The 25,238-nt window shown below is 69.1% G+C and carries 24 protein-coding genes; 11 read left to right on the top strand and 13 right to left on the bottom strand.

The genetic code is table 11. The features are described 5' to 3' along the window. Window positions 1-5: 5 nt before the first annotated feature. Window positions 6-941, bottom strand: a complete 936-nt coding sequence (locus NVS83_RS10795) for an AEC family transporter (protein ID WP_258739312.1) — start codon at window positions 939-941, stop codon at window positions 6-8. A gap of 98 nt (window positions 942-1,039) precedes the next feature. Here NVS83_RS10795 and NVS83_RS10790 point away from each other — a divergent pair, with 98 nt between their 5' ends. Continuing rightward, window positions 1,040-1,921 carry a LysR substrate-binding domain-containing protein gene (locus NVS83_RS10790; RefSeq protein WP_258739311.1) on the top strand — a complete coding sequence of 294 codons (882 nt, stop codon included), beginning with the start codon at window positions 1,040-1,042 and terminating at the stop codon, window positions 1,919-1,921. An 18-nt stretch (window positions 1,922-1,939) separates the two neighbouring features. Here NVS83_RS10790 and NVS83_RS10785 read toward each other — a convergent pair whose 3' ends face one another. Continuing rightward, on the bottom strand, window positions 1,940-2,860 hold the full coding sequence (locus NVS83_RS10785; protein ID WP_258739310.1) for a hydroxymethylglutaryl-CoA lyase: 921 nt from the start codon (window positions 2,858-2,860) through the stop codon (window positions 1,940-1,942). Window positions 2,861-3,129: 269 nt separating this feature from the next. Between NVS83_RS10785 and NVS83_RS10780 the strand changes: the two genes are divergently transcribed. Beyond that, window positions 3,130-4,173, top strand: a complete 1,044-nt coding sequence (locus NVS83_RS10780) for a LacI family DNA-binding transcriptional regulator (RefSeq protein WP_258732834.1) — start codon at window positions 3,130-3,132, stop codon at window positions 4,171-4,173. Between the two features lie 19 nt (window positions 4,174-4,192). Here NVS83_RS10780 and NVS83_RS10775 read toward each other — a convergent pair whose 3' ends face one another. Beyond that, window positions 4,193-5,188 (bottom strand): Gfo/Idh/MocA family protein, encoded by a 996-nt coding sequence (locus NVS83_RS10775; RefSeq protein ID WP_258739309.1) that lies wholly within the window; start codon window positions 5,186-5,188, stop codon window positions 4,193-4,195. Window positions 5,189-5,403: 215 nt separating this feature from the next. Between NVS83_RS10775 and NVS83_RS10770 the strand changes: the two genes are divergently transcribed. Next, complete coding sequence (locus NVS83_RS10770; RefSeq protein WP_258739308.1) at window positions 5,404-5,946, top strand: FAS1-like dehydratase domain-containing protein; 543 nt, start codon at window positions 5,404-5,406, stop codon at window positions 5,944-5,946. A 3-nt stretch (window positions 5,947-5,949) separates the two neighbouring features. After that, complete coding sequence (locus tag NVS83_RS10765; RefSeq protein ID WP_258739307.1) at window positions 5,950-6,429, top strand: hotdog family protein; 480 nt, start codon at window positions 5,950-5,952, stop codon at window positions 6,427-6,429. Between the two features lie 49 nt (window positions 6,430-6,478). Here NVS83_RS10765 and NVS83_RS10760 read toward each other — a convergent pair whose 3' ends face one another. Genes NVS83_RS10760 through NVS83_RS10750 form a run of 3 tightly spaced genes read right to left on the bottom strand, consistent with a single transcriptional unit; the run spans window position 6,479 to window position 8,642 of the window. Continuing rightward, the gene (locus NVS83_RS10760) at window positions 6,479-7,063 is read right to left on the bottom strand and encodes a DUF4286 family protein (RefSeq protein ID WP_258739306.1); all 585 of its coding nucleotides are present in this window, start codon (window positions 7,061-7,063) and stop codon (window positions 6,479-6,481) included. Then, window positions 7,060-7,857: an alpha/beta fold hydrolase gene (locus NVS83_RS10755; protein WP_258739305.1), complete on the bottom strand. Its 798-nt coding sequence runs from the start codon at window positions 7,855-7,857 to the stop codon at window positions 7,060-7,062. The genes NVS83_RS10760 and NVS83_RS10755 overlap by 4 nt, the downstream gene beginning before the upstream one ends. A gap of 5 nt (window positions 7,858-7,862) precedes the next feature. After that, entirely contained in the window at window positions 7,863-8,642 is a 780-nt protein-coding gene (locus tag NVS83_RS10750) for an alpha/beta fold hydrolase (protein WP_258739304.1), read from the bottom strand. Between the two features lie 323 nt (window positions 8,643-8,965). Between NVS83_RS10750 and NVS83_RS10745 the strand changes: the two genes are divergently transcribed. The 6 genes from NVS83_RS10745 to NVS83_RS10720 all read left to right on the top strand — a co-directional run bounded on the left by NVS83_RS10745 (window position 8,966) and on the right by NVS83_RS10720 (window position 16,934). Then, on the top strand, window positions 8,966-10,015 hold the full coding sequence (locus tag NVS83_RS10745; RefSeq protein ID WP_258739303.1) for a LacI family DNA-binding transcriptional regulator: 1,050 nt from the start codon (window positions 8,966-8,968) through the stop codon (window positions 10,013-10,015). Between the two features lie 445 nt (window positions 10,016-10,460). Next, the gene (locus NVS83_RS10740; protein ID WP_258739302.1) at window positions 10,461-11,621 is read left to right on the top strand and encodes a putative 2-aminoethylphosphonate ABC transporter ATP-binding protein; all 1,161 of its coding nucleotides are present in this window, start codon (window positions 10,461-10,463) and stop codon (window positions 11,619-11,621) included. Continuing rightward, the gene (locus tag NVS83_RS10735) at window positions 11,618-13,348 is read left to right on the top strand and encodes a putative 2-aminoethylphosphonate ABC transporter permease subunit (protein ID WP_258739301.1); all 1,731 of its coding nucleotides are present in this window, start codon (window positions 11,618-11,620) and stop codon (window positions 13,346-13,348) included. The genes NVS83_RS10740 and NVS83_RS10735 overlap by 4 nt, the downstream gene beginning before the upstream one ends. Before the next feature lie 59 nt (window positions 13,349-13,407). After that, entirely contained in the window at window positions 13,408-14,637 is a 1,230-nt protein-coding gene (locus NVS83_RS10730) for a CoA transferase (RefSeq protein WP_258739300.1), read from the top strand. Beyond that, window positions 14,637-15,821: a CaiB/BaiF CoA transferase family protein gene (locus tag NVS83_RS10725; RefSeq protein ID WP_258739299.1), complete on the top strand. Its 1,185-nt coding sequence runs from the start codon at window positions 14,637-14,639 to the stop codon at window positions 15,819-15,821. Before NVS83_RS10730 ends, NVS83_RS10725 begins: the two co-directional genes overlap by 1 nt. A gap of 75 nt (window positions 15,822-15,896) precedes the next feature. Then, on the top strand, window positions 15,897-16,934 hold the full coding sequence (locus NVS83_RS10720; RefSeq protein ID WP_258739298.1) for an extracellular solute-binding protein: 1,038 nt from the start codon (window positions 15,897-15,899) through the stop codon (window positions 16,932-16,934). A 94-nt stretch (window positions 16,935-17,028) separates the two neighbouring features. On the opposite strand, the gene NVS83_RS10715 is transcribed toward NVS83_RS10720, so the two are convergent. The 4 genes from NVS83_RS10715 to NVS83_RS10700 form a co-directional block, all read right to left on the bottom strand. Continuing rightward, window positions 17,029-18,240 (bottom strand): alpha-hydroxy acid oxidase, encoded by a 1,212-nt coding sequence (locus tag NVS83_RS10715; protein ID WP_258739297.1) that lies wholly within the window; start codon window positions 18,238-18,240, stop codon window positions 17,029-17,031. A gap of 159 nt (window positions 18,241-18,399) precedes the next feature. Continuing rightward, entirely contained in the window at window positions 18,400-19,905 is a 1,506-nt protein-coding gene (locus tag NVS83_RS10710; RefSeq protein WP_258732848.1) for a tripartite tricarboxylate transporter permease, read from the bottom strand. A 1-nt stretch (window position 19,906) separates the two neighbouring features. Beyond that, window positions 19,907-20,365 carry a tripartite tricarboxylate transporter TctB family protein gene (locus NVS83_RS10705; protein ID WP_258739296.1) on the bottom strand — a complete coding sequence of 153 codons (459 nt, stop codon included), beginning with the start codon at window positions 20,363-20,365 and terminating at the stop codon, window positions 19,907-19,909. A gap of 101 nt (window positions 20,366-20,466) precedes the next feature. Continuing rightward, complete coding sequence (locus NVS83_RS10700; RefSeq protein WP_258739295.1) at window positions 20,467-21,447, bottom strand: Bug family tripartite tricarboxylate transporter substrate binding protein; 981 nt, start codon at window positions 21,445-21,447, stop codon at window positions 20,467-20,469. A gap of 467 nt (window positions 21,448-21,914) precedes the next feature. Here NVS83_RS10700 and NVS83_RS10695 point away from each other — a divergent pair, with 467 nt between their 5' ends. Then, the gene (locus tag NVS83_RS10695; RefSeq protein ID WP_258739294.1) at window positions 21,915-22,637 is read left to right on the top strand and encodes an SDR family oxidoreductase; all 723 of its coding nucleotides are present in this window, start codon (window positions 21,915-21,917) and stop codon (window positions 22,635-22,637) included. A 47-nt stretch (window positions 22,638-22,684) separates the two neighbouring features. Here NVS83_RS10695 and NVS83_RS10690 read toward each other — a convergent pair whose 3' ends face one another. Genes NVS83_RS10690 through NVS83_RS10680 form a run of 3 tightly spaced genes read right to left on the bottom strand, consistent with a single transcriptional unit; the run spans window position 22,685 to window position 25,238 of the window. Then, window positions 22,685-23,200, bottom strand: a complete 516-nt coding sequence (locus NVS83_RS10690; RefSeq protein ID WP_258739293.1) for a MaoC family dehydratase — start codon at window positions 23,198-23,200, stop codon at window positions 22,685-22,687. Between the two features lie 35 nt (window positions 23,201-23,235). Then, entirely contained in the window at window positions 23,236-24,402 is a 1,167-nt protein-coding gene (locus NVS83_RS10685; protein WP_258739292.1) for a CaiB/BaiF CoA transferase family protein, read from the bottom strand. Window positions 24,403-24,419: 17 nt separating this feature from the next. After that, complete coding sequence (locus NVS83_RS10680; RefSeq protein WP_258739291.1) at window positions 24,420-25,238, bottom strand: ABC transporter permease; 819 nt, start codon at window positions 25,236-25,238, stop codon at window positions 24,420-24,422.

The raw sequence follows: 25,238 nt of genomic DNA, 5'->3' as shown, positions 1-25,238 counted from the left end.
GCCCCTCACATGGCGAAGGCGAGATAGCCGCTGATGGTCAGGACCGAGATGATGGTCGACACCAGCACTACCCTCGCGGTGATGCCCGCCTCGCGCCGGTAGAACTCGGCCAGCATGAAGGGTCCGGTCCCGGTCGGCAGCGCGGCGAGCAGCACGGCGGTGTGGGTCAGCAGCGGCGGCAGCCCGAAGACGGCGGTGGCGAGGACCCAGGTGACGACCGGCTGAACCACCAGCTTGAACCCGACCAGCAGCGCGACCGGGCCGGCATTCGGCTCGGTATGTTCGCGCCGATCCGCCAGGAACAGGCCGAGCGCCACCAGCGCGCAGGGCGAGGCCGCGCCGCCGAGCAGCTTCAGGAAGCTCTCGACCGGAGCGGGAATCTCGAGGCCGCAGAGCGGGACGACGGCGCCGAGCACCGGCGCGACCAGCAGCGGATTGCGCGCGAGCGAGCGCCCGACCTTGAGGACCAGATGCGAGCGGCGCTTCTCGGTCTGCAGCCCGACCTCGATCAGGACGATCGCCACCGCGAAGACGACGCAGACCGTGATGATGGTCGCCACCAGCGTCGGCGCCATCGCCTCGCGCCCGAGCGCGACCAGCGCCAGCGGGAAGCCGATGAAGCCGGTATTGGCATAGCCCGCGTTCAGCCCGTCGATGGCCGCGTCGGCGAGGTGGCGGGGACGCCGGAGGCGCACCGCGACCGTCAGCGCGAACACCAGCCCGCTGCCGAGCCCGAACGCGGCGACGAAGCCCGGCTGCCACACATCGGCCCAGCGCGCATGGGCGATGATGTCGAACAGCAGCGCCGGCAGGGCGAGGTAGACGACGAAGCGGTTCAGCTCCGTCGTCGCATGCGGCCCGAGCACGCCGATCCGCCGGGCGAGCCTGCCGGCGAAGATCAGCGCGAAGATGGGAAGGACGACAATGAGCGTCGAAAGCATGGGTGCGGGCCGGGCGTTGAGGGACGCGACTGGACTAGCCCACCCGCTTCATGCCATCCAATGCCGATTGACGGCCGGATCCATACCCGTTCGGTATCATGATCGACATTCGCCAGATGCGCTATTTCGTGGCGCTGGCCGAGACGCTCCATTTCGGGCGCGCGGCCGAGCGCCTGCACATCAGCCAACCCCCGCTCAGCCGGCAGATCGCCGCGCTGGAGAAGGAGCTCGGCGTGCGCCTGCTGGAGCGCGGCTCGCGGCGCGCCACGCTGACCCATGCCGGCCGACGCTTCCTCGAGGACGCGCGCGCCGTGCTCGCGGCCTATGACCAGGCCTGCCGCAATGCGCGCCTGGCGGATCTCGGCGAACTCGGCGAGCTCTCCGTCGGCTTCATGATGCACGCCGCCTACACGGTGGTGCCGAGGCTGACGCGCCGCTTCGTCGACAAGCACCCGCTGGTGCGGATCGAACTGCGCGAAGCGGTGCCGAGCCTGCTGGCCGATGCTGTGCTGGCGGGCCGGTTCGACGCCGTCATCACCTTCGACCCCGGCCCGATGCGCGGGGTGGCGGCCCATCGCCTCCATGAGGAGCGGCTGTGCCTCGCCCTCAATCCGGGCCACCGCCTTGCCGGGAAGGCCGCGGTCGGCCCCGAGGACCTCGCCGGCGAGCCGCTGATCGCCGCGCCGGCCGAGGCGGTGCCCACGCTCCACGACGCCATCGTCCGCTATTTCCGCTCCGGCGGCATCGAGCCGAGCGTCCGGCTGGAGGCGCAGCTTCAGCAGACCGTGGTGAGCCTGGTGGCGGAGGGGCTCGGCATCGCGCTCGTTCCCGCTTCGATGAGCCGGATCGGCTATCCGGACGTCGTCTTTCGCGAACTCGAGGACGCGCCGAGCGTCGCCCATGTGGTCGCCTGGCGCCCGGCCAATCTCAACCCGGCGCTGCGCCCGTTCCTCGCCGAGGCCGGAGTCCCCGGCATGTAGGGGCGCGGCCCGAAGGCCTCACGCGGCGCGATGATAGGTTTTTGGGATACCCGCCTTCGCGACATTGCCGAGAAGCGCCGTCTCCGGCAGGCCCCGCTGAAGGATCTCGCGCGCGGCGAACAGCAGGTCGAGGTCGATGCCGGTCTCGAACCCCATGCTTTCCAGCATGAAGACGAGGTCCTCCGTCACGATGTTGCCGGAGGCGCCGGGCGCGAACGGGCATCCGCCGAGTCCGCCGAGCGCGGAGTCGAAGCAGCGTATGCCCTCCTCGACCCCGGTCAGCGCGTTGGCGATGCCGAGACCCATCGTGTCGTGCAGGTGAAGCCGGTCCAGCACGCCGCCGACCGCGCCCCGCACCGCCCGCACCACGGCGCGCACCTGCGCGGGATTGCCGTAGCCGACTGTGTCGGCGAGCACGATGCCGTCGACGCCCGCTTCCGCCAGCGCGGACGCGACCGTCACCACCCGGTCGATCGGAACCGCACCCTCGATCGAGCAGCCGAAGGCGGTCGCGCAGCCGGCATCGATCTTCATCGGACGCTCCTGCGCCCGCACCCAGTCGACGATGGCGCGGACTTCGGCGACCTGCTCGAGGCTTCCCTTGTTGGTGTTGGCGCGGCTGTGCGCCTCGCTGACCGAGACCGGGACGTTGATGGCGTCGGCGCCGCTCTCATAGGCGCGCTGCGCACCCTTGAGGTTCGGCACCAGCGCCACGATCGACACACCTTCCAGCGTCCGGCTGGCCGCGACCACCTCTCTGGTGTCGGCCATTTGCGGGATGAGCTTCGGCGGCACGAAGCTGCCGACCTCGATCTCCGGCAATCCGGCCCGCGCCAGCGCGGCGATCCACTCGATCTTGACGGCGGTCGGCATGATCGCCTTCTGCATCTGCAGCCCGTCGCGCGGCCCGACCTCGCATATCCTCACCGGCTCGCCCATGATGATCCTCCCGTCTCGGCATTTGTTTTGAAACGTTTTCCTGCCCGACGTTAAAGGCGCTCGCGTGTTCTGGTCAAGACGGCCGTCGCGCGCGGCGCGTCGCCTAGCGCCCTTAACCGAACGGAATTTTCCATCCGCCATACCATCCCGGCGTCATGCCGGGCGATGTCACGCACGCGACATGAGGCGGATCGCGGAGCGCGGCAAAATCGGCTAAGCATGGAACGTTCTCGCGCCCGTCCCGGGGCGCCGGCGAGCGAAGTGAGGCGATGGACGAGATCAAGACCGGCAAGGCGGTGCCCGCCCGCGCGACCATCAGCGACGTCGCCCGCCGGGCCGGCGTGTCGATCGGCACCGTGTCGCGCGTGCTCAACAAAGCGCGCAACGTGCAGCCCGCGCTGCAGCGCCGCGTGCTGGACGCGGCCGCCGCGCTCGACTACCGCCCGGACAGCTTCGCCCAGGGGATGCGCGCCAAGAAGACCCATGTCATCGGCGTCATCGTCCCCGACCTGCGCAACCCGCTCTCCTCCGAGGCGGTCGCCGGGCTGGAGGAGGAGCTGACCCAGCAGGGCTACACCTTCTTCCTCGCCAATTCGCGCTACGAGCGCGGGCGGGAAGAGAACATCATCAACGAGTTCGCCCGCCGCCGGGTCGACGGCATCATCGCCATACTGGCGCGCGACCAGGACCCGCGCACGGTCGAGCAGCTGCGCCGCCTGCCGATGCCGGTGGTGCTGCTGGAGCGCGAGATCGGCACCGAGTTCGATGCCGTGCGCACCGACCAGGTCGAGGGCACCTACCGGGCGACGCGCTACCTGCTCGCGCTCGGCCACCGGCGCATCGCCATCATCACCGTGCCGACCGACAACATGTCCGGCCGCTACCGTTTCGAGGGCTATGCGAAGGCGCTCGCCGACCTCGACGTGCCGCTCGCCGAGGAACTGGTGCGCATGGGCGGCTACACGCACGACTATGCGGTGAACGCCGCCTATTCGGTGCTGTCGATGCGCGACAAGCCGACCGCGCTCATCGTCTCCGGCGGCATGCTTCCCGGCGCGCTGGAGGCGACCCGCCAGCTCAACCTGTCGATTCCGGACGAGCTGTCGATCGTGGCGCTGGGCGACACCGAGCTCGCCGCGCTGATGCGGCCCGGCATCACCGCCATACGCTACGACTGGGCGCAGACCGGCCGGGTGGCAGCCCGCCTCGCCATCGCCCGCATCAGCGGCAGCGACGTCGCGCCGGACCGCGCCCTCGTGCCCTACGAGTTCATGCTGCGCGAATCCTGCCGCGAGCTGGTGCCCGCCGGCTGAGCGAGCCTCGCGCCGGGAATCAGAGCGGGCGCGCCGGCAGCAGCGGCAGCGCGCCGGCCTTGCCGTAGGCCTCGTCCACCAGCCGCATCACCGGCACCATGTCGGACAGGCCGGCCAGTGGCGGGTGGCCCTTCCGCACGCGCTCCAGCACGTCGAACACGAAGGTCCGGTAGTGCGGGACGTTGGTGGTGACCGAGTGCCACCGGCGCGCGGCGCCCTCATTGTCGAGGCTCTCCACCGTCTGCGGGTCGTGGGCGATGGTGTAGTGCGCGGGCGAGCGCAGCGCGTAGTGCATGTCGAAATTGCTGGTGGGCGCAGGGTAGAGATACCCGGTCTCGACCACGCACAGCGCGCCGCCGCGCTCGAAGGTGACGACCGAATAGTCCTCCACCCGCTCGCGCCAGGCATGGTTGGCCATGGTCGCGTTCAGCACCCGCACCTCCTCGCCCAGCAGCCGCAGCGCCAGGTCGAAGAAATGGACGGCGAGGTTGATCGTGCAGCCCCCGCCCGACAGCGCCGGGTCAAGCATCCAAGAGCAGCCGGCCTGCCGGTAGCGGGCGGGAAAGCCGGCGATGAAGCGGAAGCTCGCATAGCTGAGATCGCCTTCCGCCTTCAGCCCCTCGAGATGGCGGGCGAAGTCGCCATTGCGGAACACCAGCGGCACGGCGGCGAAGGCGCCCCGCTGCGCCGCCAGCGCGGCGATGCCGGCGACGGCGGGCGCGTCGAGCCCGCAGGGCTTCTCCAGCGCGAAAGGAATGCCCTCCTCGATCAGGAAGCGCGCCTCCTCCGGCATATCGGCGTGCCGGCCGAGCGCGAACACGAAGTCCGGCCTGAGGCGGCGGCACAGGGCGCGGAAATCGGTGTCGCCCGCACAGCCGAGGCGCTCCGTCAGCCGCGCCACGACGGCCGGGTCGGGATCGGCGACGCCGACCAGTTCCGCCCCCGGCACCTCCAGCAGCGGCATCAGATAGAGGTCGAGGTGCCAGTGCGAGGCGCCGATGAAAACGATTTTCACGAATCTTCCTCCCGCTCGGGATTTTTGTCGGGCGTCTCCCAGCCAGATTTCCGGCAGGCAACGCATGCTGGGCTTTGGGCCGGGCTGCTCGCCAGTTTGCCATGGTGGGATGATATTGAAAACGTTTCACCACGAGCTACAGTACCAGTTCCATGGCGGCGCCCGCCAGCGGGTCGCCCGCCCCGACAAGAAGATCGCAAGGCGAGGAGACATCCATGGAAGTCGACGAACTGGTGGACTACATCACCGCGGAGGTGCGTGCCGTCATCGGCGCCCGCTCCGACTGGATCGAGGCGCCCCATCCGGTGGAGGCAAGCGAGAACCGCCGCTTCTTCCAGGCGCTGATGGACCCCAATCCCCGCTTCTGGGACGAGGCCCATGCGCGGACGACGCGCTATGGCGGCGTCGTCACCCCGCCCGCCTTCGCCGTGCATGCCTTCCGCCGCCCCGCCGGAGAGCTGAACGATTCGCTCGCGGCGGCCGGCGACCCGGATTTCGACGGCGTCTCGCGCGCCATGCGCCCGGGTCTGCCCAAGCTGCCGGTGCCGCTCTCGGGCATCCTGAACGGGGGCTACGAATACGAGTTCTTCAGCTACCCGAAGGTCGGCGAGCGCATCCTGTGCCGTTCCGCCTATCTCGACATCTATCAGAAGCAGGGCAAGTCCGGCCCGATGGTCATGGTGGTGATCGAGGACGAGTACCGCACCGCGGACGGCCGTCCGCTGCTCAAATCGCTCAACACCATGATCATGAGATAGACGATGGCCGAACCGGTATATTTCGAGAGCGTCGCGGTCGGGGACGACATCCCCGTGCTCGCCAAGGCGCCGATGACCACGGCGCACATCATCCGCTGGTCCGCCGCGATGGAGAACTGGCACAAGATCCACTACGACTGGCGCTACGCGACCGGGCATGACGGCCTGCCCGACGTGCTCGTCAACGGCTCCTGGAAGCAGCATGTGCTGGCCCAACTCCTCGTCGACTGGGCCGGCGAGACCGGCTGGCTCTGGAAGATGAACTTCCAGTATCGCGGCATGAACATTCCCGGCGACACGCTCACCGCCTGGGGCCGCGTCACGGGCACGCGCCGGCGCGGCGACTACGGCGTGGTCGAGCTCGAGATCGGGCTGAAGGACCAGAACGGCAGGGAAGGCTCGCCCGGCACGGCCAGCGTGGTGCTGCCGCTGAAGGGCGGGCCCGGCGTGCCCTATCCGTTCGATCCGACGGTGCTGCACTGAAGCGCATAAAAGGAAAGCCGGCGTGCGCCGGCTTCCCTTGGCCCACGCCTCAATAGAGCGCGTAGCTGTTGACCATGTCGAGATGGCCGGCGGCCTCGCCGAAGGCGCCCATGTCGAGCGCGATCTCTTCCGGCACCTTGAGGCCGGCGAGGACGAGGAAGTCGACCGCCCCGTCGCGGTGATAGGCGAAGACGCGCAGCTGGAGCGTGTTCACCCGGCCCTCGAACGTGGCCCGGGCGCCGGCGACGACCGCGTCGGCGAGACCGGACGGGGTGCCGGAAAAGCGCAGCAGCACGCTGCGCGGTGTCGGCCGCGTGAGTTCGCCACCCGGATAGATCTGCTCGCCGATCGAGCGATAGACCGACACCCGGCCGGTGACGCGCTTGGTCCACGGGCTCGCCCGCTCGCCGGAGACGCGCCGGTAGGCCTCGGTCTCCAGCACCGCCTCGTTCTCCATGTCGTACATGGCGAGATATTTCGGGTGGCCGTCGAGGCAGACATAGCGGCGGCCGCTCTCGAAGCCCTCCACCGCGAGCCGGTCGGGCACGTGCTCGGTGTCGTACCAGGCGTTGAACTCCTCCTCGAAGGCCGGCGGCGGCTGCATCAGGACGAGGAGGAAGCCTTTCTTGCTCATGCGTGTGCTCCGGAAGATCGGGCGGGGATGGCCTCGCGGCCGACGAAATCGAGCACCAGCTCGGCGAAACGGGCGGGCTGCTGGTAGGGCACGAAATGGGCGGCCTGCTCCATGACCACGATCCGCGCGCCGGCCGCGAGCCGGGCGGCGGCCTCGGTTCGGTCCATCGGCAGCAGCACGTCGTGCCGGCCGGACACCAGCAGGGTCGGGCAGGCGATCCGGCCGAACGCCTCGGTGGCGTCCGCCTCGGCCGCCGCCTCGAGCGCCCAGGCATAGGCATGCGGATCCTGCGCGGAGAAACGTTTCATGTAGCGCTCGTAAAGCGCATCATGCGGCAGATTGAGGAAGGCGCGCTCCACCGCGCCGGGGAGCACCACCCCGATTCCACCCTCGCGCACGGCCTGCGCGCGCTCGCCGAGCATCTGCCGCGCGCCCGGCGCGCTGGCCGGCGTCGGGTTGGCGAGGACAAGCGCCGTCGTGCGCGCGGGATGCTCCGCCGCATAGACGGCCGCGGTCATGGCACTTATGGCGCAGGCGACGATGGCGAAGCGCTCGATCCCGAGCCCGTGCCGCAGCGCCTCCAGCGCCGCCGCCTGCTCGCCGAGCGACACCGGCCGCTCCGGCCCCGGCGAACTGCCGACACCGGGAAGATCCACCGCGAGCGTCGTCGCCCGCCCATCCACGGCGCGGACGAAGTCGTCCCAGAAGGTGAGGTCGGCACCGAGCGGATGGACCAACAGCAGCGCGGGCTCGCGCCGGTCGCCGGCCAGCACATGGTTGAGGAGATCGCTCATCGCGGTCACGCCTCGCCGACCGGCCGGCCGGCGAGGAAGTCGCTGACCGCCTCGGTGAAGAGCCCGCTGGTCTCGAGCTGCATCATGTGCGGCGCGCCCGGCAGGGTGACGAGGCGGGCCCCGGGGATCGCGGCCTTGAGCGCGGCAGCCGCCTCGGGAGAGGTCGCCGCGTCCCGCTCGCCCGCAATGACGAGCGCCGGCACGTCGATGCCGCCGAGGCGCGAGAGCGCGTCGAAGCCGCTGATCGCCCGCCAGCCTTCCGACCAGGCGCGCACGGAATCGCCGCTCAGCCGCTCGCGCACCCGCTCGACCACCGGATTGCCGACGAAGCCGGGGGTGAACCAGCGTTCGATGGTCGTCGGGACTATGGATTCCATGCCCGCGCGCTCCGCCGCCAGCCCGCGCTCGCGCAACGCCTCGCGCGCCGATGCCGGTATGCCGCCCGGACAGCCGCAGGCGATCAGCCGGCTGACGCTGCCGGGAAATTCGAGCGCCAGGGTCTGGGCGATCATGCCACCGAAGGACAGGCCGAGCACGGCCGGGCGCTCCAGCCCATGACGGCGGATCGCCTCGTGCACATCGGCCGCATAGGCCTCGATCGGCGCCGCCTGCGCGCCCATCGGCGAACCGCCGAAGCCGCGCAGGTCGAGCCGCAGCAGGCGATGGCTGCGCGCGAGCATGGTCGGCATCGCGCCCCAGAACGAACTGTCGAGGCCGATGGGGTGCAGCAGGACGAGCCCCTCGCCCGCGCCTTCGACGATGCCGTGCAGATTGACCGTTTCCATGCCCCGTGCACTCTTGCCGCCCGTTTGGCGCCCATTTGGCGTGGGTCGTTCGGGTCGATTATGTCGACGGATAGGCGCTGCCTTCCGTCAGGTTTTGGCGTATCGGCGGCCCAAAACCGGGCGCCTCTTCACATAGTGTCGACAGATTTGACACCTCATCGCCTTCTGTCAAGACCACCCGGTCGCGTTCCTCCGCTCGTGCCCCGCCATGCGTCCCGGGTTGCCACCTCCCCTTGCCGCGCGCCCTCGGGCGGGCCTAGAGTAGGCTTTCCGCGACGGAACCCGCCGCATCGAGACCCCGTGTCAGCCGGTCGATCCAAGCCGTGAAAAAGCCGTCCGCCGCTCCGGCCTCCGTCACCATCAAGCATGTGGCCCAGCATGCCGGCGTCTCGTTCGGCACCGTCTCGCGCGTCCTGAACAACGCCGCCAATGTCGATCCGGCGCTGCGCCAGCGCGTCACGCAGGCCATGGCCGAGCTCGGCTACAAGCCCAACCCGGTGGCGCAGAGCCTGCGCTCGCGCCAGAGCCGGGTCATCGGCGTGCTGATGCCGGACATCCAGAACCCACTCACCGCCGCCGCCGTCACCGGGCTCGAGCCGGTGCTGGCGCGCGCCGGCTACACGCTCTTCCTCGCCAATTCGCATTCCGACCGCCAGCGCGAGAGCGACATTCTCGAGCAGTTCAAGCGCCGGCATGTCGACGGCCTGCTCGCCATGGTCGCCGACGACAATGACGAGACGACGCGCGCGCAGTTGCGCGATTTCTCGGTGCCGATGGTGATGATGGAGCGGGTGATCGACCTCGATGTCGATTGCGTGCTCACCAACCAGTATGAGGGGACCTACCGCGCCACCCGCTACCTGCTCGGCCTCGGCCACCGGCGCATTGCCCTCATCACCGTGCCGGCGATCACCCATTCGGGGCGCGAGCGGGTGCGCGGCTTCGAATCGGCCTTCGCCGATGTCGGCGCCGAGGTGCCGCGCGACCTCATCCATTCGCAGGGCCGCCAGCACCCCTATGGCCGCGACGCGGCCTATGCCTCGCTCATCGGCCGCGCGCCGGCGACCGCCATCGTGGTGAGCGGCGGCCATCTCGCCGGGGTGATCGAGGCGGTTCGGCTGCTCAATCTCAGCATCCGGCAGGACCTCTCGCTGGTCACGCTCGGCGACACCGAGCTCGCCGCGCTGATCGAGCCGCCGATCACCGCCATACGCTACGACTGGCCGGCGACGGGACGCTGCGCGGCCGAACTGCTGCTGGAGCATCTGGCGGGGCGTCAGGGTCCCTCGCGCCAGCGGACCATCGTCAGCCACGAATTCATCATTCGCGGCTCCTGCGCCCCGCCCGCCTGCCCCGCCGCCCGGGCGGGATAGGGCGCCCGCACGCCCTGCTTGCGCCGGCGACCCTGGCGGGGACGTTTGTCCCGCGACTCGCAATTAGGTGATGAACCGTTTCATTTCGTTATTGCCACGTCCGGTGGCTGGGCTTATCGTTCCGTAAAATCGACCTGCCACGGCAGGCATATGACGTCGCCGACGGGCCCGCCACGATGCGGGACCCGGCAACAAGGCGGCGCGAACCAGGAGGAAGCCATGTCCCAGCCGGGAGAGCTGTGCGGACGAGCGGACGCGTGCGCCCCGTTCGCCGAAGCATTCCAGCCCCCGTCATTTTCGAAGGCGCCCGCGGGTGTTCCGGAAGGGTCCGGACGCGCATCGCCCGGCGCCGGCCGCCCATCCGCGCGGCGGCATGAATCCGCTGCCGGACCGGCCCCCTGCCGCACCTTCGCGATCCTTCCCATCCTTCAAGAGCCCGTTCGCCATGCTTGATACTTCACGCTCCGCAGCGCATCTCACGCATAACGGCAACGGCGCCGCGAGTGCCGCCCCGTTCCTGCGCATCACCGGCATCGACAAGCATTTCGGCAGCTTCCGGGCCCTGTCCAACGTCACGCTGGACGTGCAGGCAGGCGAGTTCATCTGCTTTCTCGGCCCGTCCGGATGCGGCAAGTCCACCCTGCTGCGCATCATCGCCGGGCTGGAGCGCCAGAACGCCGGCATGATCCACAGCCTCGACCAGGACATCTCCGACCTGCCGCCGGCCCAGCGCCAGTTCGGCATCCTGTTCCAGTCCTATGCGCTGTTCCCCAACCTCAATGTGCGGGAGAACATCGTCTACGGCCTGCGCAACCGCCGCATGCGCGCTGCGGAAATCGATTCCCGGCTCAACGAGCTCATCGAGCTGATCGACCTGAAGGGCTCCGAGGGCAAATATCCGGCCCAGCTTTCCGGCGGCCAGCAGCAGCGCGTCGCGCTCGCCCGCGCCATCGCCCCCTCGCCGCGCCTGCTGCTGCTCGACGAGCCGCTGAGCGCGCTGGACGCCAAGGTGCGCGTGCATCTGCGCCAGCAGATCCGCGACCTGCAGCGCCGACTGGGCCTCACCGCCATCATGGTCACGCATGATCAGGAAGAGGCGCTGAGCATGGCCGACCGGGTGGTGGCGATGCGCGATGGCGAGGTGGAGCAGATCGGCACCCCGACCGAGGTCTACCACACGCCGCGCAGCCTGTTCGTCGCCGGCTTCGTCGGCAAGATGAACATCCTGCCGGGGCGCGTCGGCGGCGGGCGGCTCAGCATCGGCAGCCTCAGCTTCGCGATGCCCGCCTTCTACGACACGCCCGAGAACCAGGGCGAGGTCATCGCCTGCCTGCGGCCCGAGCAAATGCGGCTCGGGCCCGCCGGCGCCGCCGACGCCCTGCCCGCCAGGGTGACGCAGCTCGAATTCCTCGGTTCGTTCTGGCGCGCCACGCTCGTCGTTCCCGCGCTCGGCGACGCCGAGATCTCGGTCGATTTGACCAGCCGCGACATGGCCGACATGCCGGTCGCCATCGGCGAGAGCGTCGGCGTTGCGCTGCCGGAGGACCGCTTCGCCGTGTTCCCGGCCTCCCAGTCCGGCCAGGTCCGGGAGAGCGTGCGGCAATGACGGATCTCGCCACCCGCCACGGCGCCGCCGCCCATCACGGCACCGCCTTCCGCCCGGGGATCGACTGGGAGCACGTGGTCCGGCTCCTCGTCGGCGCCCTCATGCTGGCGGTCGCGCTCGTCATCATCGTGCTGCCGCTCTACGCGCTGCTGTCGCAGAGCTTCGAGGACCACGAGGGCAACTTCGTCGGCCTCGCCAACTTCATCAGCTACGCGCAGGACCCGATCCTGCGGCTGTCCGTATTCAACAGCCTGTGGGTCGCGGTGCTCACCGTCGCCATCGTGGTGCCGCTCGGCTTCTTCTTCTCCTACGCGCTGACGCGCAGCTGCATGCCGCTGAAGGGGCTGTTCAAGGGCATCGCGCTCCTGCCGATCCTCGCTCCCTCGCTGCTGCCGGCGATCGCGCTGATCTACATCTTCGGCAATCAGGGCTACCTGAAATGGCTGATGTTCGGCCACAGCATCTACGGGCCGGTCGGCATCATCATGGCGCAGGTGTTCCACTGCCTGCCCTTCGTGGTGCTGATCATGACGACCGCGCTGGCGACGGCGGATGCGCGCCTCTACGAGGCGGCGGAGACGCTGAACACCTCGCGCTGGCGCATCTTCTGGACCATCACCTTCCCGAGCGTGCGCTACGGCCTGATCAACGCCAGCCTCGTCGTCTTCACCACCGCCATCGTCGATTTCGGCATCGCCAAGGTGATCGGCGGCAAGTTCAACATGCTGGCGATCGACGTCTACCGGCAGATCATCGGCCAGGCCAACTTCCAGATGGGTGCGGTGATCGGCGTCATCCTGCTGTTCCCGGCGGTGCTGACCTTCATCGTCGAGCGCGTCACCTACAAGCACCAGACCTCGCAGCTCACCGCGCGGGCGGTGATGCTGCAGCCCAAGCCCTCGCGCGGCTTCGACCGGCTGATGCTGCTCGCCGTGGCGGTGCTCGCCGTGCCGATCCTCGGCATCATCGGCACCGCCATCTTCGCCTCCTTCGTCACGCTGTGGCCCTATAACCTCTCGTTCTCGCTCGCCAATTTCAATTTCGGCGCGTTCGATCCGGGCGGCTGGCTGTCCTACTGGAACAGCGTCGAGATGGCGGCGTGGACGGCGCTGTTCGGCACCGTCATGGCCTTCTGCGGCGGCTATCTGACGGAGAAGCACCGCCGCGGCTCGCGGGTGCTGCTCGGCTACCACATCGTGGCGATGGTGCCGCTGGCGGTGCCCGGCATCGTGCTCGGCCTCGGCTACATCTTCTTCTTCAACATGCCGAGCAACCCGCTCAACGTGGTCTACGGCACAATGACGATCATGGTGATGTGCACCATCGGGCACTACTACACCGTGCCGCACCTGATGGCGCTCACCGCGCTGAAGCAGATCGATTCCGAGTTCGAGGCCGCCTCGCAGGCGCTCGGCGTGTCGTTCTGGACCACGCTGCGGCGGGTGACGGTGCCGATCTCGATCCCCGCCATCATCGACATCGCCACCTTCTTCTTCGTCAATGCGATGACCACGGTGGCCGGCGTCATCTTCATCTACGGCTCGACCACCAAGGTGGCCTCGATCGCGGTGGTCGCGCTCAACGACACCGGCGACGAGGGCGCGGCCTGCGCGATGGCGATGATGATCCTCTACACCTCCGCCGGCGTGAAGCTCCTGCAGGTGATCGCGACCCGCCTGCTGCTGCACCGCCAGCAGCAATGGCGCTCCAGCCTGCGCGAGGCCTAGCGCGGCCCTTCCTTCCCGCACCGACCCGACATCGAGCCCGATGAAACTCTGAGAACCAAATGAATCGTTTCACTCCCCATCCCTTCCGCGGACCTCTGGCTGGCCTCAAGGTGCTGGAGCTGGGGTCGGACATCTCCGTCGCCTTCGGCGCGCGGCTGCTGGCCGATCTCGGCGCCGAGGTGATCAAGGTCGAGCCGCCGGAGGGCGACCCGCTCCGCCGCGAGGCGCCGCTGACGCCCGCAGGGGAGAGCGCGCTCTTCGCCTATCTCAACCGCGGCAAGGCGCTGATATCGCTCGACGGTTCCACCGGCGAGGGCTGGCGGCTGCTGGACGATCTCGCCGGGCGCTCCGATCTCGTGATCGCCACCGCGGAGGCGGTGCGCGGGGCCGAGCCGGACTGGGCGCAGCGCCCGGCGACGCTGGTGGTCTCGCCGCATGGGCTTTCCGGCCCGTCGACGGAGCGCCCCTCCTCCTCCTTCGTGCTCCAGCATGCCAGCGGTTTTGCCTTCCACCAGGCGAGCCCGGTCACCGACCCGGAGGCCACCGCCCCGGTCGGCTGCGCGGACTGGGAGGGCGACATGGCCGGCGGCCTCGTGGTCGCCATCGCCGCGCTGTGGGCGCTCGAGGCGGGCGAAGGCCGGCGGCCGGGCCCGCTGGTCGACGTCTCGCATGAGGACCTGCTGGTCTACATGCTGGTCGAGCCCTTCGCAGACTGGCAGGCCGGGCTCGACGTCACCAACCGCCGGCGCGACCCCGAGAAGGGGCTGACCATCGCCGGCGGCCTCGTCTGGTACCTGCCCTGCGCCGACGGCGCGGTCATGGTCTCCCCGCGCGAGGACCATCAATGGGCGCGCTGGTGCGAGGTGATGGGCCATCCCGACTGGACCCGTGACGAAAGCCTGTGCGGCGACCGTATCGTACGCACCGCCAATGCCGCGCGGCTTCAGGCGCTGATGGCGCAGTGGTCGGTCACGCAGGCCAACCGCGACGTGGTCGAGGCTGCCAAGGCGGCGCGCGTCGCCTGCTTTCCAGTGAGCACGCCGCACGACCTGATCGAGAACGTGCAGCTCCGCGCACGGCGCTTCTTCGACGAGGTCCGCTTCGCCGACGGGACGGTGCTGCCCATGCCCTCGCTGCCGTTCCGCTTCATCGACCAGGGCGGCGAGGAGCTCGCCCGCGGCGGCGAAGCGCTCGCGCCGGCCCGCGCGGAGGATGGAGCCGACCTGTTCGAGGCCCTGCTCGCCACCCGCGGCGGGCCGGCCAGACACCGCGCCGCAGGAGGTCTGTGATGAACCCGCTCAGCCTTGAAGGCATCCGCGTCGTCGATTTCAGCTGGGTCATGGCCGGGCCGATGACCACCAAGATGCTCGGCGCCATGGGCGCGGAGATCATCAAGATCGAATCCTCCACCCGCCCCGAATTCTCGGTCCGCGACGGCATGTTCGCGGTCATCAACAACAACAAGAAGAGCTGCACGCTCAACATCACCACGCCCGAGGGCCAGGAGATGATCCGCGAGCTGGTGCGCTCGAGCCATGTGGTGGTGGAGAACTTCTCCTCGCGCGTGCTCGCCAAATACGGCCTGTCCTATGACACGCTGCGCGAGATCCGGCCCGACATCATCTTCGTCTCCGCCTCCGGCATGGGCCGGACCGGGCCGGAGAAGGACCTGCTCGCCTATGGCTCGCTGCTGCAGGGTTATAGCGGGCGGGTCGGCATGATCGGCGAGCCGAACCCGGCGCTCGAGGCGATGGGCATCCTGCCGGCCTGGACCGACCCGATCACCGCGCTGTGGGAGACCACGGCGATCCTCGCCGCCATCCGCCACTGGCGCCAGACCGGACGGGGCGCCTATGTCGACCTTTCCATGCTGGAGGCGACCGTCGCCCTGCTGCCGGAGGCGCTGCTGCATGCCGCGCTCGGCCGGCAGGTACCCGAGCGGCGCAGCGTGACGGAAGCGGGCGCCGCGCCGTCCGGCTGCTTCCGCTGCGCGGGCGAGGACGAATGGCTTGCGCTCTCCGTGCGCACGCCGGCGGAATGGGAAGGGCTGCGCCGCGTCATGGGCGAGGCGGCCCCGGCCGATGCCGGGCTCGGCGGCGCGCAGGCGCGCCTCGCCGCCAAGGAAGACCTCAACGAGCGGCTCGCCACCTGGCTGCGCACGCGCGACGCTGCCGCGACCGAGGCGGCGCTGCACGCGGCCGGGGTGCCGGCCTCGCGCTCGCGCCACATGGCCGAGATCGTCGACGACCCGCACATGCGCGCGCGCTCGATGTTCCAGCAGATCGACGGCGAGGTGCAGATGGCCACCCTGCCCTGGCTCGCCGATGACGGCGGTGCCGCCGGCGGGGCCTGGCGCGGCGACTTCGCCCCGACCCCGGCCATCGGCCAACACAACGACTACGTGTTCGGCGAGCTGCTGGGGCTTTCGCCCGAAAGGCGCGCCGAGCTCGCCGAGGCGGGCACCATTCGCTGAGGCGAGACCCGCCGAAGCTTGAACGAGACCCGTCTCAAGGCGGGCAGAAAAGGGCAGAACAACCAGGAGGAAAACATGCGCAATTTTGGTTACCTGCTGTCGTCCGCAACCGCCGTCGCCTTCGTCGCGGCGGCCGCGGCGACGCCGGCGGCGGCGAAGACCCAGCTCACGGTCTATTCGACGCTGCAGAAGGAAGTGCTCACCCCTTACGAACAGGCCTTCGAGGCGGCCCATCCCGACATCGACATCACCTGGGTGCGCGATGCCGGCGGCGTCATGCAGGCCCGCATCATGGCCGAGAAGGACAACCCGCGCGCCGACGTGATCTTCGGCATGCCGGTCACCAACATCGTCAGCCTGAAGCGCGAAGGACTGATCGAGCCCTACGCGCCGAAGGACTACAAGCAGCTTCAGTCGAAGTTCCGCGACGACGCCGACCCGCCCTACTGGGTCGGGCTGGAGATGTATCTCAACGTCGTCTGCTTCAACACGGTGGAGGCCGAGAAGAAGGGCATCCCCATCCCCAAGTACTGGACCGATCTCGCCGACCCCGTCTACAAGGGCCAGATCGCCATGCCCAACCCGACCATGAGCAACACCGGATACGGCTATGTGCATAGCTGGATCCAGAAGATGGGCGACGAGAAGGCCTGGGACTTCCTCGACAAGCTGCACCAGAACGTCTCGGTCTACACCAACTCGTCCTCCACCCCGTGCAAATACGCCGCGAATGGCGAGTATGTGGTCGGCCTCTCGACCGACCTCACCGGCCCGTTCCTGAAGACCAAGGGCGCGCCGATCGTGCTGCTGGTGCCGGATGACGAGACCGCCTGGGACATCGAATCGACGGCGATGATCAAGGGCAGCAAGAACCCCGAGGCCGCCAAGGTGCTGATCGACTGGGGCGCCAGCCGCGAGGCGCACAAGGTGTTCAACAAGTATTACGGGGCGGTCGGCATGGACGGGCTGAACAACGGTCCGCCGAACTCGATCCCGGACGGCGCCTCCAAGGCGCAGGACTACAGCGTGGAATGGTCGATCGACAATCGCCAGCGCATCCTCAGCGAATGGGCCAAGCGCTACGATTCCAAGTCCGAGCCGAAGTCGAACTGACCGGCCAAAACGACGAAGGGACCCGGCACGCCGGGTCCCTTTTCCTTTCGGGTCGGCGCCTCCGCCCCCCGCGTCGAACGTGAAGGCCGGCCGCTCAAGCCGTCTGCCCGATCGCGTCGAGCCGCATCAGCAGGTCGGAATTAAGCTGGCTAAGCTCAGTGACGCCGAGCAGGCCCATGGTGCGGTCGATCTCGTCGCGGAACAGCTCCAGCACATGGGCGACGCCCGCCTCCCCGCTCACCGCGAGCGCCCACAGATAGGGCCGCGCGATCAGGCAGGCCGAGGCGCCGAGCGCGATCGCCTTGACGACGTCGCCGCCGCGCCGGATGCCGCCGTCCAGCAGCACCGGGATGCGCCCCTCGACCGCGCGCACGATGCCCGGCAGCGCCTCGAGCGAGCTCGCCGCATGGTCGAGCTGCCGCCCGCCATGGTTGGAGACGATCACCCCGTCGACGCCGTGCGCGACCGCCTCGGCCGCCTCCTGCGGATGCAGCACGCCCTTGAGGATGAGCGGGCCCTTCCAGATCCGGCGCAACTCGTCGACGTCGGACCAGTTCATGGCCGGGTCGAACATGTCGTGCATGCGCGCGGCGAGGGTGCGGATGTCCGAGGGGCCGTTCTCGCGCAGGTAATTGCCGAAGGTGAGCGTCGGCAGCTCCGGGCCCATGCGCATCAGCCAGGGCAGCTTGGTCGCCATGGCGAGCAGGCCCGACACGTCGAAGCGCGGGGGAATGGTGAAGCCGTTGCGCAGGTCACGGTCGCGCCGCCCGTGGAGCTGGTTGTCGACGGTCAGCACCAGCGCCTTGAAGCCGGCCGCCGCCGCGCGCTCCGCCAGCTCCCGCGTGAAGCCGCGGTCGCGATAGACGAAGACCTGCATCATCCGGTTCGGCCCGCCCGCGGCGGCGATGTCCTCCAGCGTGCAGACCGAGCCGTGGCTGGCGCAATAGGCGGTGCCGGCATTGTTGGCCGCGCGCACGGCGAGCTTCTCGGCGCCGGGCCAGAACAGCCCGGCAAGGCCCGTCGGGCCGATCATCACCGGCATGGAAAGGTCCATGCCGAACAGCTGCACCGACTGGTCGCGGACCGGCGCGCCGTTGATCGGGCGCGGCAGGAAGGCATAACGCGCGAAGGCCGCCTCGTTGCGGCGCAGCGTATGCTCGTCCTCCGCCCCGCCGTCGGAGAAATCGAACACCGGCCGCGGCAGGGTGCGCCGCGCCATGGCCCGCAGGGCGGGAACGCTGATCGCCTCGCGCCGCAGCTTCTCGGAAAGCGCGGGCGAGGCGGAGGAACGGTTTGAAGCGGACATGGGGGACCTCGAAACGACGGCCGGACGGAACAGCGGCCCGGATGGGCGGTGCAGGGATGACGGGCGGAGAGGCGACGCCGGAAAGCCGGCCGCCGCCGGTCCGCCCGGGCCGATCCGTAGAGGGCGGTCCACGCGGATGCCGGCGGCTTTGGCGCCGGTTCAGCTCTCGTCCTGGAACGCGACCTCGCGGGTGCGCTGGAACGCCGGCAGCAGCACCAGCACGAGGCACCCGGCCGCCGCGATCAGCAGCACCGCGCTGATCGGGCGCGTGACGAAGATGGCGGGGTCGCCATAGGAGACCTCCATGGCGCGGCGCAGATTCTCCTCCATCAGCGGCCCGAGGATGAAGGCCAGGAGAAGCGGCGCCGGCTCGCACTGCCACTTGATGAACATGTAGCCGAAGAAGCCGAAGATCATCAGCAGCATCACGTCGAGCACGCTGGAGTTCACCGTGTAGACGCCGATGCAGCAGAAGACGAGGATCATCGGATAGAACAGGTGGTAGGGAACCCGCAGAAGCTGCGTCCAGATGCCGATCAGCGGCAGGTTGATGACCACCAGCAGCGCGTTGCCGACCAGCATCGAGGCGATCAGGCCCCAAAAGATCTCCGGGTTGTTGGTGATGACGCGCGGTCCCGGCTGGATGCCGTGGATCAGCAGCGCGCCCGCCATCAGCGCCATCATAGCGTTGGAGGGGATGCCGAGCGTGAGCAGGGGAATGAACGAGGTCTGCGCGCCCGCATTGTTGGCGGCCTCCGGCGCCGCCACGCCCTCCACCGCGCCCTTGCCGAAGCGGCCGGGCTCCTTCGAGATCTTCTTCTCGATCGTGTAGGCGGCAAAGGAGGAGAGCATGGCGCCGCCGCCCGGCAGGATGCCGAGCACGGAGCCGATCAGCGTACCTCGCGTCGCCGCCGGCCAGGCGCGGCGGAATTCCTCGGCGGAGGGCCACAGGTTGCGCACCCGCGCCTCCAGCACAGACTGGTGATGCTCGTTCTCGATGTTGCGGATGATCTCGCCGACGCCGAACAGGCCCATCGCCAGCGGGATGAAGCCGATGCCGTCGAACAGCTCGGGAATGCCGAGCGCCATGCGCAGCGAGCCGGAGGCGACGTCGGTGCCGACGCAGCCGAGCAGCAGCCCGAGCAGGATCATGCCCAGTGCCTTCAGCACCGAGCCGTGCGCCAGCACGATCGCGGCGATGAGGCCGAGCACCATCAGCGAGAAGTACTCCGCCGGGCCGAACATCAGCGCCAGCCGGGAGACCGGCGGGGCGAACAGAGTGATGACGATGGTGGCGAAGATGCCGGCGAACAGCGAGGCGAGCGCCGCCACCGCCAGCGCCGACCCGGCCCGGCCGCGCCGCGCCATCTGATGGCCGTCGAGGCAGGTGACGACGGAGGAGTTCTCGCCGGGGATGTTGATCAGGATCGCCGAGGTCGAGCCGCCATACTGCGCGCCGTAATAGATGCCGGCGAGCATGATCAGCGCCGAGACCGGCTCCAGATAGAAGGTGATCGGCAGCAGGATGGCGATGGCCGAGAGCGGGCCGATGCCGGGCAGCACGCCGATCAGCGTGCCGACCAGCGTGCCGATGAGGCAGTAGACCACGTTGCCCGGCTGCAGGGCGATGAAGAGGCCGTGAAAGAGCGAGACGAAGCTGTCCATGTCAGTAGACGTTCCCCATGGGCCAGACGCGCATCGGCAGGCCTAGCCCGACCCGGAACACCAGCACGATGAAGACGGCCATGCCGACGGCGACCAGCGCCGCCTCGTGGAACCGGGTCTGGCGGCGGGCGACGCAGGCGACGAAGACCATGCCGACCACGGCGATGACCACGCCGAGACGGTCGATGGTGAGGGCGAAGAAGGCGATGCTCGCCAGCACGAAGAAGATCTGCCGCGGGAACCAGCGCTCGAACGGCTCGCCCTCGGCGACTAGGCCCTGGCCGATGATGGCGAGGCCGAGCCCGATCTCGATGAAGGCGAGCATGCGCGGGAAGAAGCCGGGGCCCATGGCGTCGACCGTGCCGACGTTGAGATGCCAGGCGAGGATGAGGGCGAAGACCGCGATCGCGACGAGCACGATCCCGACCATCACGTCGTTGGGGTTCTTGATCCGGGACATGGCTTTCCACCGATGGCCGGCGGCGCGGAAGAAGCGGCTCCCGCGGCCGGCGGACTCCCGGGCGCCCAAGGCGCCCGGGCGCGCGTCACGTCAGGGCGGGCTCAGAGCGAGATCTTCGCCTCGCGCACGACTTCCTCGACGACGCCCTTCCAGTTGGCCAGGAACGCCTTGAAGTCCTCTGTCGAGCTGCCGACCATGAAGGTGCCCTGCGCGGCGAGCTTGTCGTAGGCCGAGGGCGTCTTGGCCGCCTTGGCCACCGCCGCCTGCATCTGCGCGATGATGTCGTCCGGCGTGCCGGTGGCGGTGAAGATGCCGCCCCAGTCGGCATGGTTGGCCTTCGGCAGGCCGAGCTCGGCGAGCGTGGGCACGTCCGGGAACGGCTTGAGCCGGGTGTCGTTGCCGACCGCGAGCAGGCGCACCTTGTCGGACTGGATCATCGGCGTCAGCGTCGAGACGTTCAGCACCGCGAGGTCGAGCTGGCCGCCGACGAGATCGCGCGCGATCTCCGGCGCCACGCGGTAGGAGATGTTGCGGAACGTGACCCCGCCATAGAGCTGGATCGCCTCGGCGACGATGTGCGGCACGCCGCCGATGCCGGAGGTGCCGTAGCGGATGCGGCCCGGATTGGCCTTCGCATAGGCCATCAGCTCCTCGAAGGTCTTCCACGGCGAATCCTTCGCCACCGAGATGGTCTCGGGGTACTTCACCATCTGGGTGACGGGCTGGAAGTCCGCCGCGTAGTCGATCGGAATGTCCTTCATCAGCAGCGGGGTGACGAGCTGCTGCAGGCCGTTCATGAGATAGGCGTAGCCGTCATGCGGCAGGGCGAGCACCGCCTGGGCGGCGACGACGGAATTGCCGCCGGTGCGGTTCTCGACCACCATCGGCTGCTTCAGAATGTCGGACACCGCCTGAAAGGTGACGCGGGTGGCGATGTCTCCGCCGCCGCCGGGACCGAAGCCGGTGATGACCTGCACCGGCCGGGTCGGCCATGCGGTCTGCGCGCCGAGCCGCCCTGCGGCCAGCACCATCGGCGCGGCAAGGGCCATCTTCAGCGCGTCGCGCCTTGCAATCTTCGTCATTGATTCCTCCCGATTGGCTGAATGCGCGCTCTTGCGGCGCGCTGCGCCGGGCTCGTCACGCCCGGCCGCCGGGGATCGTCCGCTCGGACTCCCCGCGCCCGGAACCTGCGTCCCTTGACGTTATGGAAGCCCATTGCTTCGACCTTGTCAACAAATCTGTCGACACATTATGATTGCGCCGAAACACGCTCGCCGAGCATGGAAACACGCGCGAAGAACCGTCGTATTTACGCTGGTTGCGAGGGAATGAGACATCTGGTGCGGACTTCCTCCCCTCATTACCCGTCGTCAATCCATGTTTATGTCGACACTCATGAGTTCGCCGCGACATGAAAACGCTGGCGCGTCACGGCACGTCCGGAGGCGGGTGACATCCGCGGGCGCGCACCTCACCATCGACGCCGAGGCCGCCCGCGGGGCGCCTCGTCGCGTTGCCGTTCCGCTTCCCATCCCGTCAGGAGAGTGCCGTGTCCCAGCTTGAGAACCGCGTCGTCCTCGTCACCGCCGCCGCCCAGGGCATCGGCCGCGCCATCGCGAGCGCCTTCGTCGCGGCCGGGGCGGATGTGTGGGCGAGCGACATCAACGAGGCCGGCCTCGAGGGCCTCGAAGGCGCCCGCACCCGCCGGCTCGACGTGCGCGACGGCGCGGCGGTCGCCGCCATGATCGCGGAGATCGGCCCGATCGACATATTGTGCAACTGCGCGGGCTTCGTGCACGCCGGCACGGTGCTCGACTGCACGCCCGACGAGCTCGACTTCGCCTTCGACCTCAACGTGAAGTCGATGCACCGCACCATCAGCGCGGCGCTGCCGGGCATGCTGGCGCGCGGCGAGGGCGCGATCATCAACATCGCCTCGGTGGCGAGCAGCGTGAAGGGCGTGCCGAACCGCTTCGCCTACGCCACCACCAAGGCGGCCGTGATCGGCCTCACCAAATCGGTCGCCGCCGATTTCGTCGGGCGCGGGATCCGCTGCAACGCCATCTGCCCGGGCACGGTCGAGAGCCCCTCGCTGGAGGACCGCCTGCGCGCGCTCGGCGACTATGAGGCGGCGCGCGCCGCCTTCATCGCCCGCCAGCCGACCGGGCGCATCGGCACGGCGCAGGAGATCGCCGACCTCGCCCTCCATCTCGCCGGCGCCACCTACACCACCGGCGCGATCCACATCATCGACGGCGGCTGGTCGATGTAGCCGGCGCGCATCGCCCGACGACTCGGCGGGCGAGGCGGGCGGCGGCCTCAGCCGCTCTTCTTCGCCTCGTCCAGCTTCGGCCTCGGCAGGGTCGGCTTGTAGCCGCGGCGGTAGAGCATGAAGGTGCGCCTGAAGGTGATCACCACCACCCCGTCCTGGTTGAAGCCGACGGTCGAGACCCGCACGATGCCGACGCTCTCGCGCGACTTGGAGCGCCGTTTCTCCAGCACCTCGGACTGCGAATAGATGGTGTCGCCCTCGAACACCGGGTGCGGCAGGCGGATCTCGTCCCAGCCGAGATTGCCGAACACGTTCTGCGACAGGTCGGAGACGCTCTGGCCCATGACGGTGGCGAGCGTCAGCACCGAGTTCACCAGCGGCTTCCCGAACTCGGTCTGCGCCGCGTAGTGATGATCGAAATGCACCGGCGAAGGCGCACCCATCAGCAGCGTGAACCATGAATTGTCGCAGGACAGCAGCGTGCGGCCGATCTGGTGCGGATAGACGTCGCCGACCTCGAAATCCTCGTAGAAACGTCCCTGCCAGCCGATCTTCTCTGCCACCTTGGCCTCCCTTAGATCTATCGGAAATCTGCGGCTCAGCGCGCCAGCGCGTCCGCGGCGAACTCGGCCCGCACGCGTGCTGTGTCGGCGCCGAGCGCGGGCACCTTGCGGCCGGACGGGACGGGCCGCCCGGCCGGCCGGGGCATCCGGCTGTGCTCGCCGCCGGGCATCTCGACGTCGAGCCGGCGCAGCGCGCCGTGGACCGAGAGGTCGTGCAGGGTGGAGACCCGCGCCCAGGCGATCTGCCCCTCCTCGAGGCGCGCGATCAGCTCCTCGCAGCTATGGCTGCCGAACACCTCGTGCACCGCGCCGTCGAGCGCGTGGCGGTTCTGCACCCGCGCCCAGTTGTCGGCGAAGCGCGGATCGCGCACCAGTTCGGGGCGGCGCAGCACGGTGGCGCAGAAGCGCGTCCACTCGGCGGTCGACTGGATCGAGACCACGATGTCGCCGTCGGCGGCGTGGTAGGGCCGGTAGGGATAGACCGAGGCATGGGAGAGCCCGTAGCGCGCGGTCTCCACGCCCATATAGTCGTAGTGCAGCAGCGGCAGCGACATCCACTCGGCCATGCAGTCGAACATGGCGACCTCGATCGCCTGGCCGCGCCCGGTCGTCTCGCGCTCGAACAGCGCCTCCAGCACCGCGCAATAGGCGTTGGTGCCGGTGCCGATGTCGGCGATCGAGATGCCGACCTTGGAGGGTACCTCGGGCGTGCCGGTCACCGCGCAGATGCCGCTCTCGGACTGCACCAGCATGTCGTAGGCGCGCTTGGTCTCGTAAGGCGTGCCGCGCCCGTAGCCCATGATGTCGACGACGATCAGCCGGGGGAACTCGGCCGTGAGCTGCGCCGCGCCGAGCCCGAGCCGCTCGCTGGCGCCGGGGGCGAGGTTCTGCACGAACACGTCGGCCCGCGCGAGCATCGACCGCACGAGGGCGAGGTCGCCCGCCTCCTTCAGGTTGAGCACCACGCTCTCCTTGCCGCGGTTCAGCCAGCCGAAGGCGGCCGAGGTGCTGCCCATGGCGGTGTCGTAGTCGCGGGCGCGGTCGCCCTCCTTCGCCTCGACCTTGACGACCCGCGCGCCGGCGTCGCCGAGGCGCAGCGTGCAGAGCGGGCCGGCGACCGCCTGCTCGACGGCCACCACGAGGATGTCGGCGAGCGGGCCGCGCCGCTGTTCGGAAGGTCGAGGGTCGGACGGCTGGGACATGGGAACGGCTCCGCAGATCATTTCCGGCCGGTGACCTTTTCGAGGCCCACCAGGCGGTCGAGGAGGAAGACGAAGATGAAGGCGATGTAGATCGTGCCGGCGGAGACTGCGGCGATCATCGGATCGACCGAGTACTGCACGTAGTTGAAGACCTTCACCGGGATGGGCGAGGTGGCGATCACCGTGTTGAAGATGCTCACCTCGACGTCGATCCAGCTCATGATGAGGCCGAACAGGCAGCCGGCGATGATGCCCGGCTTGATGGTCGGCAGCGTCACATGAAGGAAGGTGACGAGCCCCGAAGCGCCGAGGTCGCGCGCCGCCTCCTCCAGCGAGGCGTCGAAGCCTTCGAGCGAGGCCAGCGTGGTGCGCACGATGTAGGGCAGGATGATCACCACGTGCCCCGCCAGCATGGCGGCGAAGCTGCGCGGGAAGTCGAGCGCCGTGGTGATCTGCAGCACGCCGACGCCGATGATGATGGCCGGCAGGATCAGCGGCGACAGGAACAGATTGGCGAGGAAATTAATGCCCGGCATCGTGCTGCGCTTCAGCGCCAGTGCCGCCGGCACGCCGAGCAGGAAGCCGATCAGCGTCGAGCCGAAGGCCAGCCGCGCGCTCAGCAGGATGGAATCGACATAGGACGGATCGGCCAGGAAGCGCTGGTACCAGCGCAGCGTGAAGCCGACCGGCGGGAAGGCGAGGAATTCCGTGGTGGTGAAGGAGATCGCGATCACCACGAACAGCGGCAGGATCAGGAACACCAGCACCGCCCAGGCGAGCAGCGACAGCGCCAGGATGCCGGCGCGGTCCCCGAGCTTCTCGAACAGCCCGCCCAT

It is taken from the genome of Ancylobacter mangrovi, assembly GCF_024752335.1.
GTDB classification, from domain to species: Bacteria; Pseudomonadota; Alphaproteobacteria; order Rhizobiales; family Xanthobacteraceae; genus Ancylobacter; species Ancylobacter mangrovi.
The sequence above is the reverse complement of the archived record's forward strand: the minus strand, read 5'-3'. Positions and strand labels throughout refer to the sequence as shown.